General features: G+C 60.6%; 11 protein-coding genes. 2 read left to right on the forward strand and 9 right to left on the reverse strand.

Annotation, left to right across the window (positions count from 1 at the left end):
• Positions 1 to 4: 4 nt before the first annotated feature.
• The 9 genes from H8F22_RS07250 to pcaR form a co-directional block, all read right to left on the reverse strand.
• Entirely contained in the window at positions 5 to 1,369 is a 1,365-nt protein-coding gene (locus H8F22_RS07250) for a 3-carboxy-cis,cis-muconate cycloisomerase (RefSeq protein WP_059181504.1), read from the reverse strand.
• A gap of 45 nt (positions 1,370 to 1,414) precedes the next feature.
• Entirely contained in the window at positions 1,415 to 2,719 is a 1,305-nt protein-coding gene (locus H8F22_RS07255) for an MFS family transporter (RefSeq protein ID WP_027925610.1), read from the reverse strand.
• Between the two features lie 194 nt (positions 2,720 to 2,913).
• On the reverse strand, positions 2,914 to 3,480 hold the full coding sequence (gene pcaG, locus H8F22_RS07260; protein WP_027925611.1) for a protocatechuate 3,4-dioxygenase subunit alpha: 567 nt from the start codon (positions 3,478 to 3,480) through the stop codon (positions 2,914 to 2,916).
• Position 3,481: 1 nt separating this feature from the next.
• A complete protein-coding gene (gene pcaH / locus H8F22_RS07265) occupies positions 3,482 to 4,186 on the reverse strand; it encodes a protocatechuate 3,4-dioxygenase subunit beta (protein ID WP_027925612.1) in 705 nt (234 codons plus the stop codon).
• 37 nt (positions 4,187 to 4,223) lie between these two features.
• A complete protein-coding gene (pcaF, locus tag H8F22_RS07270; RefSeq protein WP_172825950.1) occupies positions 4,224 to 5,429 on the reverse strand; it encodes a 3-oxoadipyl-CoA thiolase in 1,206 nt (401 codons plus the stop codon).
• On the reverse strand, positions 5,426 to 6,205 hold the full coding sequence (locus H8F22_RS07275) for a CoA-transferase subunit beta (protein ID WP_027925614.1): 780 nt from the start codon (positions 6,203 to 6,205) through the stop codon (positions 5,426 to 5,428). Before H8F22_RS07275 ends, pcaF begins: the two co-directional genes overlap by 4 nt.
• Entirely contained in the window at positions 6,205 to 7,062 is an 858-nt protein-coding gene (locus H8F22_RS07280; protein WP_059181506.1) for a CoA transferase subunit A, read from the reverse strand. The genes H8F22_RS07275 and H8F22_RS07280 overlap by 1 nt, the downstream gene beginning before the upstream one ends.
• A 270-nt stretch (positions 7,063 to 7,332) precedes the next feature.
• Positions 7,333 to 8,679: an MFS transporter gene (locus H8F22_RS07285; protein ID WP_027925616.1), complete on the reverse strand. Its 1,347-nt coding sequence runs from the start codon at positions 8,677 to 8,679 to the stop codon at positions 7,333 to 7,335.
• A gap of 142 nt (positions 8,680 to 8,821) precedes the next feature.
• Positions 8,822 to 9,664 carry a pca regulon transcriptional regulator PcaR gene (pcaR, locus tag H8F22_RS07290; protein WP_027925617.1) on the reverse strand — a complete coding sequence of 281 codons (843 nt, stop codon included), beginning with the start codon at positions 9,662 to 9,664 and terminating at the stop codon, positions 8,822 to 8,824.
• 674 nt (positions 9,665 to 10,338) lie between these two features.
• Here pcaR and H8F22_RS07295 point away from each other — a divergent pair.
• Both H8F22_RS07295 and H8F22_RS07300 read left to right on the forward strand, forming a co-directional pair.
• Positions 10,339 to 10,539 (forward strand): hypothetical protein, encoded by a 201-nt coding sequence (locus H8F22_RS07295; RefSeq protein ID WP_007935837.1) that lies wholly within the window; start codon positions 10,339 to 10,341, stop codon positions 10,537 to 10,539.
• A 377-nt stretch (positions 10,540 to 10,916) separates the two neighbouring features.
• Positions 10,917 to 12,392 carry an inorganic phosphate transporter gene (locus H8F22_RS07300; RefSeq protein ID WP_027925618.1) on the forward strand — a complete coding sequence of 492 codons (1,476 nt, stop codon included), beginning with the start codon at positions 10,917 to 10,919 and terminating at the stop codon, positions 12,390 to 12,392.
• Positions 12,393 to 12,420: the final 28 nt, after the last annotated feature.

The following is a 12,420-nucleotide window of genomic DNA, read 5'->3' on the forward strand; positions in this document are numbered from 1 at the left end:
TCCTTCAGGCAGTCAACGCAGAATGTTCAGCCACCGCCCGCTCGACCCAGGTATGGGCCTGGCCGAGGTAATGGGCGGGGTCCAGCAAATGATCGAGTTCAGCCGCCGAAAGCTCGGCGGTCACTTGCGGCTCGTCACCCAGGACGGCGCGCAGATGCCGCTGTTCAGCCACCGCACGTTTGCAGCAGAGTTCCAGCAAATGATGCGCGGTGTCGCGGCCGACCCGCTGGGCAAGGACGATGCTCACCGCTTCGGCCAGCACCAGGCCCTGGGTCAAATCGAGGTTGCGCGCCATGCGAGCCGCATCCACTTCCAGCCCCTGCGCCACCAGCAAGGCTTGCTTGAGGCTGCCGGACACCAGGCAGCAAATCTCCGGCAGGGTTTCCCATTCGGCATGCCACAGACCGAGGCTGCGCTCGTGTTCCTGGGGCATGGCGCTGAAGAGCGTCGAGAGCAAACCGGGAACCCGAGTCGCCGCACCGATCAGCACCGCAGCACCCACCGGGTTGCGCTTGTGCGGCATGGTCGAGGATCCACCCTTGCCCGGCGCCGAGGGTTCGAATACTTCGCCCGCCTCGGTCTGCATCAACAGACTGATGTCGCGACCGAGTTTGCCGAGGCTGCCGGCGATCAGTCCCAGCACCGAGCCAAACTCCACCAGACGATCACGTTGAGTGTGCCAAGGCTGATCCGGCAAGGTCAGTTGCAACTCGCCGGCCAGCGCTTCGGCAATCGGCATCGCTTGCGCGCCGAGGGCGGCCAGGGTTCCCGAGGCGCCACCAAATTGCAGCACCAGCAAACGTGGCTTGAGTTCTTGCAAGCGCTGACGGCTGCGGGTGACCGCCCCCAGCCACCCGGCGATTTTCATACCGAGGGTGACCGGTGTGGCGTGCTGCAACCAGGTGCGTCCAGCCAGCGGCGTGGCGGCATAACGCTGGGCTTGAGTGGCGAGGGTGTCGCCCAGTTGCGCGAGATCGCTTTCGATCAAGGCCAGTGCCTGGCGCAGTTGCAACACCAGACCGGTGTCCATCACATCCTGGCTGGTGGCGCCCAAATGCACATAGCGCTCGGCTTCAGCATCATTGGCCGCGATCTGCTTGCCCAACGCCTTGACCAACGGAATGGCGGAATTGCCTGCGGTGGCAATCGCCTCGCCGAGGGCGGCGAAGTCGTAATGCCCGGCCTGACACGCGCCTTCAATCGAAGCGACAGCCGTTTGCGGAATCAGCCCGACACGCGCCTCGGCCCGGGCCAGTGCCGCTTCGAAGTCGAGCATGGCCTGCACGCGGCCCTGATCGCAGAACACTTCACGCATATCGCGGGCAGTGAAATAGGCATCGAACAATTGATTGCCCGGTCGATCGTTCATAAACAGTCCTTGATGGCGCAGGCCCGTCAGGCCCGCGCGGAAAGATCAGAGGTCGTGGTGCAAATACTTTGCCTGCTTGGGCAGGCGCAAACTGAACAGGAACGCCACCACCATCATCACCGTGACATACCAGTAGAAGGAGTTTTCCATGCCCACGGCTTTGAGGCTCAGGGCCACGTATTCCGCCGAACCACCGAAGATCGCATTCGCCACCGCGTACGCCAGGCCAACGCCGAGGGCGCGCACTTCCGGCGGGAACATCTCGGCTTTCACCAGGCCACTGATCGAGGTGTAGAAACTCACGATCGCCAGCGCCACGGTAATCAGTACAAAGGCCAGGAACGGACTGCTGATACTTTTCAGGCTCAACAGAATCGGCACGGTGCACAAGGTCCCGAGGGCGCCGAACCAGAGCATCGAATTACGCCGGCCGATCTTGTCGGCGAGCATGCCGAAGAACGGCTGCATGCACATATAAAGGAACAGTGCACCGGTCATGATGTAGCTGGCGGTCTTGGCCTGCATGCCGGCGGTGTTCACCAGATATTTCTGCATGTACGTGGTGAAGGTGTAGAAAATCAGCGAGCCACCGGCGGTGTAACCGAGCACGGTGATGAACGCGGCTTTATGGTCGCGGAACAGTGCTGCGATACTGCCGGCGTCCTTGTTTTCACGCATTTCCTTGCTGCTGGTTTCCTTCAGCGAACGGCGCAGGAACAGTGAAATCAGCGCGGCTGCCGCACCGACCACAAACGGAATCCGCCAGCCGTAGGCACGCAGGTCATCCTCGGTGAGGAACTGTTGCAGGATCACCACCAGCGACACCGCCAGCAATTGCCCGCCAATCAGCGTCACGTACTGGAACGAGGCGAAAAATCCTCGCTGTCCCTTGAGCGCGACTTCGCTCATGTAGGTGGCGGTGGTGCCGTACTCGCCGCCCACCGACAACCCTTGAATCAAACGCGCGAGCAGCAACAGCACCGGCGCCCAGACGCCGATGTCCTTGTAGGTCGGCAGGAAAGCGATCAGCAACGAACCGAAGCACATCATCAGAATCGAGATCATCATCGAGTTCTTGCGCCCGTGCTTGTCCGCTACCCGGCCGAAAATCCAGCCGCCGATGGGGCGCATCAAGAACCCGGCGGCGAACACGCCAGCGGTGTTGACCAACTGCACCGTGGGGTTGTCGGAGGGGAAAAAGGCCGGGGCGAAATAAATCGCGCAAAAGGCGTAGACGTAGAAGTCGAACCATTCCACGAGGTTGCCGGACGAGGCGCCGACAATGGCGAAGATGCGCTTGCTGCGCTCTTCGCCGGTGTAGTGTTCTGTTGAAGCAGCGGTCGTTGTCATTGTTTTTCACTCAATGGGGACAGTGAGAGTCTAGACACACTTCGCAACAGTCCTGTTCCCCAGATAGATCAGGCACACAAATCCCCTTGTGGGAGCGAGCTTGCTCGCGATTGCGGTGTAACTGTGTCGTCAACGTTGACTGACAGGCCGCCATCGCGAGCAAGCTCGCTCCCACAGGGATTTGCGGTGTACGTTTAATAGTCGAAGAACACCGTCTCGGCTTCAGTCCCTTGCAGGATCACATTCCACTGATACACGCCGGACGCATCCTGCTTCGCCAGCAACGTGCTGCGACGCTCGGCCGGTACACACTCCAGCAACGGATCCGACACATTCGCCGCGTCACCCTCAAAGTAAATCCGCGTCAGCAAATGCTTCACCAACCCGCGCGCGAACACCAGCACCACCAGGTGCGGCGCCTGGGTCGAGCCTTTCAGGCCTTCGACCGTGCCCGGCTTGATGGTGGTGAAACGAAAGCGCCCTTCTGCATCCACCGGCACCCGGCCAAAGCCTTCGAAGTTCGGGTCCAGCGGTTTGTCCTGGTCGTCTTCCGGATGGTCGTATTTGCCGGCGGCGTTGGCCTGCCAGACTTCCAGCATCGCGTCGTTGACGACATCACCGTTGCCATCGATGACTTGCCCGGTGATCGCCACGCGTTGGCCCAGGGTTTGTTCGACGGTCAGGTCTTCGCGGTTCAGCCAGGTCAGGCCGATGTGGTAATACGGCCCGACGGTGTGGGACGTGGTCGCGTTCAGCGTCATCTTATTTCTCCATCGGCGTGGCGTCGCGGCCGCGCAAGACGATGTCCCAGCGATAACCGAGGGCGTAGGAAGGGACGGTTTTTTCCAGATCGAACGTGGCGATCAAACGCTCTTTGGCGCGGGTGTCCGGCACGCAGTTGTAAATCGGGTCGTAAGCCAGCAACGGGTCACCCGGGAAATACATCTGCGTGACCAGCCGCGTGAGAATGCTCGGCCCGAACAACGAGAAATGGATATGCGCCGGACGCCATGCGTTGTGGTGGTTGCCCCATGGATAGGCGCCGGGCTTGATGGTCTGGAATTGATACCAGCCATCGGCATCGGTCACGGTGCGGCCGGTGCCGGTGAAATTCGGGTCGAGCGGCGCGTCGTGCAGGTCGCGGGCATGGTTGTAGCGACCGGCGGCGTTGGCCTGCCAGATCTCTACCAGAATACCCGGCACCGGCAGACCGTTTTCATCGAGCACACGGCCGTGAATGATGATCCGCTCACCCAGCGGCTCGCCCTTGTGCTGAACGGTCAGGTCGTTGTCCTTCTCGTTGACGCGTTCGGCGCCGATGGTCGGGCCGGTGATTTCCGACAGCGAATGGGGCAGAAACACCAACGGTTTGGACGGCGAGCGAAGGTTGGTGGATTGATACGTCGGGTGCAGGTATTCCGGCTGAGTGCCTTCCTGCGGACGACGGTAACCAGGCTTGTCAGTCATTGCGCTTTCCTCTGTTCTTATTTGTCGACGCGACGTGTCAGACGCGTTCGATCGCCAGGGCCAGACCTTGGCCGACACCGACACACATGGTCGCCAGGCCTTTCTTGCCACCGGTTTTTTCCAGCTGATGCAACGCGGTCAGGACCAGGCGCGCACCGCTCATGCCCAGCGGATGGCCCAAAGCAATGGCGCCACCGTTCGGGTTGACCTGGGCCGCGTCGTCGGCAATGCCCAGTTCACGCAGCACCGCCAAGCCTTGGCTGGCGAAGGCCTCGTTGAGTTCGATGACATCGAAATCGCTGACCGCCACGCCCAGACGCTCGGTCAGTTTGCGCACCGCCGGGACCGGGCCAATGCCCATCACACGTGGGGCGACACCGGCACTCGCCATGCCCAGCACTTTGGCGCGGGCGGTGAGGCCGTGTTTTTTCACGGCTTCGGCCGAGGCCAGAATCAGCGCTGCTGCACCGTCGTTGACGCCCGAAGCGTTGCCTGCAGTGACGGTTTTGTCGGGGCCATTGATCGGTTTGAGTTTGGCCAACATCTCTAGTGTGGTATCGCCACGAGGATGCTCGTCCTGCGTCACGACCGTTTCACCCTTCTTGTGCGCAATCCGCACTTCGACGATTTCTTCAGCAAAAAATCCTGCGGCCTGCGCGGCGGCTGTGCGTTGCTGGCTGCGTAGCGCGAAAGCGTCCTGATCCTCGCGGGACACTTCGTAATCGTCGGCCACGTTGTCGGCGGTCTGCGGCATCGCATCCACACCGTATTGCGCTTTCATCAACGGGTTGATGAAACGCCAGCCGATGGTGGTGTCTTCCAGCTTCATGTTGCGCGAGAACGCCGCGTCGGCCTTGCCCATCACGAACGGTGCGCGGGACATCGACTCGACGCCGCCGGCAATCGCCAGTTCCATTTCACCGCTGGCGATGGCGCGGAACGCCGTGCCGATGGCGTCCATGCCCGATGCGCACAGGCGATTGAGCGTGACGCCGGGAATGCTTTCCGGCAGCCCGGCCAGCAGCAATGCCATGCGGGCGACGTTCCGGTTGTCTTCGCCGGCCTGGTTGGCGCAGCCGAGGAACACCTCGTCCACCGCCGTCCAGTCCACCGACGGGTTGCGTTCCATCAGCGCCTTGATCGGCACAGCGGCCAGATCATCAGCGCGAACGGTCGACAGACCGCCGCCAAAACGGCCGATAGGGGTGCGAATGGCGTCGCAGATATAAACGTCACGCATCAGGCTTCTCCGGGTGCTTGGCCGTGGGCGGCGGCAGTGCGGGCTTCAAGATCCCGCAGCGCCGTCAGTTCGACGTCGGTAGGCTCAGCGGTGTTTTCAACCGTGTCGGCAAAACGAATCGGCCAACCGGTGGCGGCGACCACTTGCTCACGGGTCACGCCGGGGTGCAGCGCGGTGACCACAAATTCATGGGTGCCGGCTTCCGGTTCCATGACGCACAGGTCGGTAATGATGCCGACCGGACCAGCGCCCGGCAGACCGAGACGCTTGCGTGAATCACCGCCCTCGCCATGGCCGACCGAGGTAATGAAGTCCAGTTTATCGACGAAGGAACGCGCCGACTGCTTGAGGATGATCAGCACACTTTTAGCCGAACCGGCGATCTCCGGCGCGCCACCGGCACCCGGCAGGCGAACCTTCGGCGCATGGTAATCGCCGACCACGGTGGTGTTGATGTTGCCGAAACGGTCGACCTGCGCAGCGCCGAGGAAACCGACGTCGATGCGCCCGCCCTGCAACCAATAGCGAAAAATCTCACCGGTCGGGACCACGGTGTCGGCGGTTTCCGCCAGCTCACCGTCACCAATCGACAGCGGCAATACGCTCGGCTTGGCACCGATCGGACCCGATTCGTAGATCAGGACCACATCCGGCGACGACGTCAGGCGCGCCAGGTTGGCCGCTTTCGACGGCAGGCCGATGCCGACGAAGCACACCGAACCGTTCTTCAAACGGCGCGCGGCGGCGACGGTCATCATTTCATTGGTGGTGTAAGTCATTACTTGGCCTCCGAAGCAGCGGCCAGCTTGGCCTGGAACTCGCTGAAGTCAGCGCAGCCGTGGATGTATTCGTTGATCCACGCGGTGAAGGTTTCACGGTCGCGGGCAATCGGGTCCCAGGCCTGGTAGAAGCGGTTGTCGCGCTCGTTGTAACCGTGGGCGTAGGACGGATGTGCGCCGCCAGGGACGAGGCAAACCGCGCTCAAGGCCCAGGTTGGCAGGACGCAGGCGTTCATCGGGGCATTGAGGTCGTCGACGATTTCTTCGACGGTGACGATGCAACGCTTGGCGGCCAGTGCGGCTTCTTTCTGCACACCAAGAATGCCCCACAGCAGCACGTTGCCTTTGCGGTCAGCCTTCTGCGCGTGAATCACGGTGATGTCCGGACGCACCGACGGCACGGCCGCCAACACTTCACCGGTGAATGGGCAGGTCACGGTCTTGATCAGTGGATTGACCTTCGGCAGGTCGGAGCCGGCGTAGGCCCGCAGCACCGCGAACGGTAGGCCGGATGCGCCGGCGACGTAAGCATTGGCCAGGTCGGCGTGGCTGTGCTCTTCGATCTCCAGTGGATGCGGCCACTGCTTTTCGACGGCATCACGCAGACGGTGCAGCGAACCCACACCCGGGTTGCCGCCCCAGGAGAAAATCAATTTGCGAGCACAACCGGCGCCGATCAACTGGTCGTAAATCAAGTCCGGGGTCATGCGCACCAGCGTCAGGTCTTTCTTGCCCTGACGAATGATTTCATGACCCGCCGCCGTAGGGATCAGATGGGTGAAGCCTTCGAGCGCGACCGTATCGCCGTCGTTTACGAATTGCTTCACCGCGTCGTGCAGCGAAAGGATTTCAGCCATGGGGCAGGCTCCCGTTTTGTGATCAACCGACAGTGGAAGAAAAAGGCGCGATGCGCAGCGCCGGAATGACTGAAGGTTAAGCCTGTGCAAAACACCAAACAATCCGATAATCGACTAAGCGTTCGTTTATCGAACAGATTGTTGTCTGCCTATCGAAGATCAAAAGCATCGCGACCAAGCTCACTCCCACAGGGGGAACGCGGTCACCTGCAGGAGTGAGCCCGCTCGCGAAGAGGCCATCAGAGCCGCTGAAGATTCCAGATCAGGCGATCAAGTCGCATCCGCATGACTGACCATGCCCTTGATCACCACCGCCGTAGTCGCCAACGCTGCCGGAATCACCAGCGCCGTCAGCACTTGCTCAAAATTCCAGCCCAGCCCGAGCAACGTCGCGCCCATCCAAGCCCCGAGAATCGCGCCAAACCGGCCAATCCCGAGCATCCATGACACCCCGGTCGCCCGCCCTTGTGTCGGATAAAACCGCGCCGCCAGGGAAGGCATCGCCGATTGCGCACCGTTGACGCACATGCCCGCCACCAGCACTAACGTCGCCAACAGCGTGATGTTGCCCAGGCTCTGCCCTACCGCGTAGGCAAACACCCCGGCCAACAGGTAGAAAATGCCGATGACCTTGTGCGGATTGAACCGGTCCATCGCCCAGCCCACGCCCACCGCGCTCAGCACCCCGCCAAACTGGAACAGGGCGCCAATGAACGCGGCCTGCTCCATGCTCGCGCCGCTGTCACGCATCAGTGTCGGCAGCCAACTGGTCAGCAGGTACACGATCACCAGGCCCATGAAATAGGTCAGCCACAGCAGCAAGGTGCCGGTGCTGTAGGTGCCGGAGAAGATCACCGCGAACACGTTGCGCGCCTTCACGGTTTTCTGTTCCGGCACGCTGAAGCTTGAAGCCTGGGCGACGATGGTCGGGTCGATGGGCGCCAGGGTCTTGCGCACTTTGTCGGTGCCACGGTTACGGACCACGAGGTAGCGCGCCGACTCCGGCAGCCACAACAGCAGGACGACCGAGAGGATCAGCGGCAGAATCCCGCCGATCAGCAGCAAACTGTGCCAACCAAACGCCGGGATCAGCTTGGCCGAGATAAACCCGCCACCGGCCATGCCGAGGTTGAAGCCGCAGAACATGCTGGTCACCAGCAGGGACTTCTTGCGCTCCGGGGTGTATTCCGACAGCAGGGTGGTGGCGTTCGGCATGCCGGCACCAAGACCCAGGCCGGTGAGGAAACGCAGCACCAGCAATTGATCGACATTGGTGCTGTAGGCCGACGCCAGGCTGAACGCGCCAAACAACAACACCGCCCCCACCAGCACGACTTTGCGCCCGAAGCGGTCAGCCAACGGGCCGGAACCCAGCGCGCCGAAGACCATGCCGATCAACGCGGCACTCATCACAGGGCCGAGACTGGCGCGGTCAATCCCCCAATCCTGCGACAACGCAGGCGCGATAAAGCCCATGGCCGCGGTGTCGAGGCCATCAAGGAAAACAATCAGGAAACACAGGATCACCACTCGCCACTGATAGCGCGAAATGGGTTGAGCATTGATGAAGGACTGCACATCGAGGCAGTGACCTACAGCAGACTGGGGCTGGTTCATTATTTTTATTCCACGCAAGAACGCAGTCGGACAGGTGCCAGCCTGAGCTGGCGCTGCCGCGACAGTAATGATCCAAGGGAAAGAGCGTCAATTCGATAAACGCGAGTCTGTGCGTTTATCGAACAGCTTAGATAGAAGAGGCTTAGGCGAAGAGCTGTGCGCTGAGGTCGCGACTGGCGCTGAGCAGTCCGGGCAGGAAGCGTTGTTCCAGTTCGTTGCGACTGACACGGCCAGCGTGGGTGCTGACGTTCAAGGCGGCCACCACCTGACCGGATGCGTCATACACCGGCACAGCAATCGAACGCAGCCCCTGTTCCAGCTCCTGATCGACGATGCACCAACCTTGTTGCCGCACCTCTTGCAGGCATTCGAGCAACGCCTCGGGTGTATGCAGGGTGCGGCTGGTCTTGGCTTGCAACTCTGCGTGATCGAGATATTCGCGCAGCGAGGTATCGTCCAGTGCGGCGAGCAGAATCCGGCCCATTGACGTGCAATAGGCCGGAAGGCGACCGCCGACTGAAAGGTCGACCGAAATCAGCCGCTGTGTGGTCGCCGAGCGCGCGATGTACAAAATGTCATCGCCTTCCAGCGTGGCCATGTTGCAGGCTTCGTGCAGTTGCTCGCTCATGCGGTCCAGGTACGGCTGGGCTGATACCGCCAGTGGCGTCGAAGACAAATAAGCATGACCCAGGGTCAACACCTTGGGCAGCAGCGAATAGGTACGACCGTCGGTGGTGGCGTAACCAAGTTTGATCAGGGTGTGCAGGCAACGGCGCACGGCGGCGCGGGGAATTTCCGTGCGGTGACTGATCTGGGCAATGGTCAGGTGGCGCTTGCGCTCTTGAAACGCTTGCACCACCGCCAGGCCACGCGCCAGGGACGTCATGAAATCAGGGTCGCCGGTCAGGGCCTGGATTCGCTTCGCGGGTGAGGCGACGATCGGCGGCGCCACTGAAGTGAAAGAGTTGCGCATTTGATCATTCATGACAGGTCCTTTCCGAGGCGGATCAGCGGCTATTACACGCGGCCCCTGCTTCTGCACACAAGTCCGGGACCGCCAAGATTGGGCGATTATCGGACGGCAGGCCGATAATCGCAATCAATGCCACGCAAGGCCTGATGCGACTCACGCCATTAACTGCCCGTTTTATTTTTTGTCTGGTCCACTTCTTAAAGGTCGATGTAAGCGGTTTAAGTTGTTCGCCTTAATGGCGCCAGAAAGACATCGCTGCACAATGACATCATCGGCCTCCTAGTTGCCGTTAACACTTGTCAGTAACAAAACAATCACACATGACGAACTACTTTTAACGCCTCGGTGATAGTGTTCTTCGAATCGACCGCTATAATGCAATCCAGTGGCGAAGCGGTTTTTTATCCACCGACTCTGTCACCCGGCAGCGCGATGTCCCATTGTCGTTGCCCACAGCAAGCGCCTGACGCTCATTTCATATGCTCCGCCAATGCGCTCGCTGAAACAGGAACCTGATGCTACGTCAGCTGTTTTTCTCTGGTGTCGTGGCCGCCTGCAACATGGAAGTATTGTTCACATGCCGTCAAAAGGTTGCCTTCCCGGGCATTACCCTTTTATGAGCGTGGTCAATCGACTCGATGCAGCGCGTTTCACCGGAAATTATCCCAACTCATACAGGTAGCACTGTGACGAAAGACGAACTGCGCGCGGAACTTGAGCGCCAGGAACAACGTTACAAGGAAGTTTACGGCGGGGAAGTCACCACCTACGCCGCCCAGCCCGAACCGGAACGTAAACCCTGGCGTAAACGCGCCACCGTTCAGGACCAGGCGTTCACCCAAGAACTGCAGAAGATGGAAAAGGAACTCAAAGCCGAAGAGCCTTGACCGACTCGGCCCGAATTCTTTCAGGGGTCTGCGTCTGCTCCCGCTAAAAGCGGGTGGCATCGATCAAGCCTTTCGTGCCCGCTACAAGCGGGCAGCGGCCTCCTCACCCCTCGGATGAGGCAAATGGCTCGTTTCTGACCCTCTTCTCAGATATTTCACACAAGCGTTCAAGCCTCTCGACTCCACGAGCGGAACCCTTGTTCCTGTTGATTTCTCCTTTTAATTCAATAGCTTGTAAAACCCGGTAAAACGCTGGGAGATTGGCGTCCCTCGCCAATTATTTCGTTGAAGAATGTTACCGATGAGCAGCAAGTGCATTGATTAGCAGTCTTTTCTGGCATAATCGCGCCCCCTTACGACCGGGTCAGAAAACCTTCATGATCGATTTATTCAGCGGACTGGATGCTTGGGTGCTTGTGAGCCTCTTGCTCGCCCTGGCCTTTGTCCTCGCCTTCGAGTTCATCAACGGCTTTCATGACACCGCAAACGCGGTGGCCACTGTTATCTACACCAAAGCCATGCCGCCCCATCTGGCGGTGTTCTTTTCCGGGGTGTTCAACTTCCTCGGCGTGCTGCTGGGCGGTGTTGGCGTGGCGTATGCCATCGTCCACCTGCTGCCGGTAGAACTGCTGATCAATGTGAACACCGGTCACGGACTGGCCATGGTGTTCTCGCTGCTTGCTGCCGCCATCACCTGGAACCTGGGCACCTGGTACTTCGGTATCCCGGCCTCCAGCTCCCACACCCTGATCGGTTCGATCCTCGGTGTCGGCCTGGCCAACGCGTTGATCAACGATATTCCGTTGGCCGATGGCGTGAACTGGCAGAAGGCGATCGACATCGGTGCCTCCCTGGTGTTCTCGCCAATGGCCGGCTTCCTCGTCGCGGCACTGGTGTTGATCGGCCTTAAATGGTGGCGTCCACTGTCGAAGATGCACAAGACACCGGACCAGCGCCGCAAGCTCGATGACAAGAAGCACCCACCGTTCTGGAACCGTCTGGTCCTGGTGATCTCGGCCATGGCCGTGAGCTTCGTGCACGGCTCCAACGATGGTCAGAAAGGTATCGGCCTGATCATGCTCGTGCTGATCGGTATCGTGCCGGCGCAGTTCGTACTCGACCTGGGCAGCACGACGTACCAGATCGAACGGACCCGCGATGCGACCCTGCACCTGAGCCAGTTCTATAAGCGCAATGCCGACACCCTGGGTGAATACCTGGCGCTGGGCAAAAGCATAGAAGGTGATCTGCCGGAGAAATTCCGTTGCAACCCGCAACAGACCGAACCGACCATTACCGCCCTGCTCGGCACCCTTAAAGGTGTGTCGGACTACCACTCGTTGTCGTCGGACAGCCGCATCGAAGTGCGTCGCTACCTGCTCTGCCTGGATGACACGGCGAAGAAAGTCGGCAAGTTGCCTGGCCTCAATGCCCGTGAAAAGGCCGACCTGGACAAACTGCGCAAAGACCTGACCACCACCACCGAATACGCGCCGTTCTGGGTGATTCTGGCGGTGGCCCTGGCACTGGGCCTGGGCACCATGGTGGGCTGGAAACGCGTGGTACTGACCATCGGCGAGAAGATCGGCAAGCAAGGCATGACCTACGCCCAAGGCATGTCGGCGCAGATCACCACCGCGTGCATGATCGGCCTGGCGAACATCTTCAGCCTGCCGGTCTCCACCACCCACGTGCTGTCCTCGGGCGTGGCCGGCACCATGGTCGCGAACAAAAGCGGCCTGCAAGGTGGCACGGTGAAAACCATCCTGCTGGCCTGGGTCCTGACCCTGCCTGCGACGGTGGGCCTGTCGGCCGGCCTGTTCTGGCTGGCGTCGAAGGCACTGGGTAGCTGATACATCGCCGAGCAATGAAAAAGCCCGA

Source organism: Pseudomonas mucoides (assembly GCF_015461845.1).
Lineage (GTDB): Bacteria > Pseudomonadota > Gammaproteobacteria > Pseudomonadales > Pseudomonadaceae > Aquipseudomonas > Aquipseudomonas mucoides.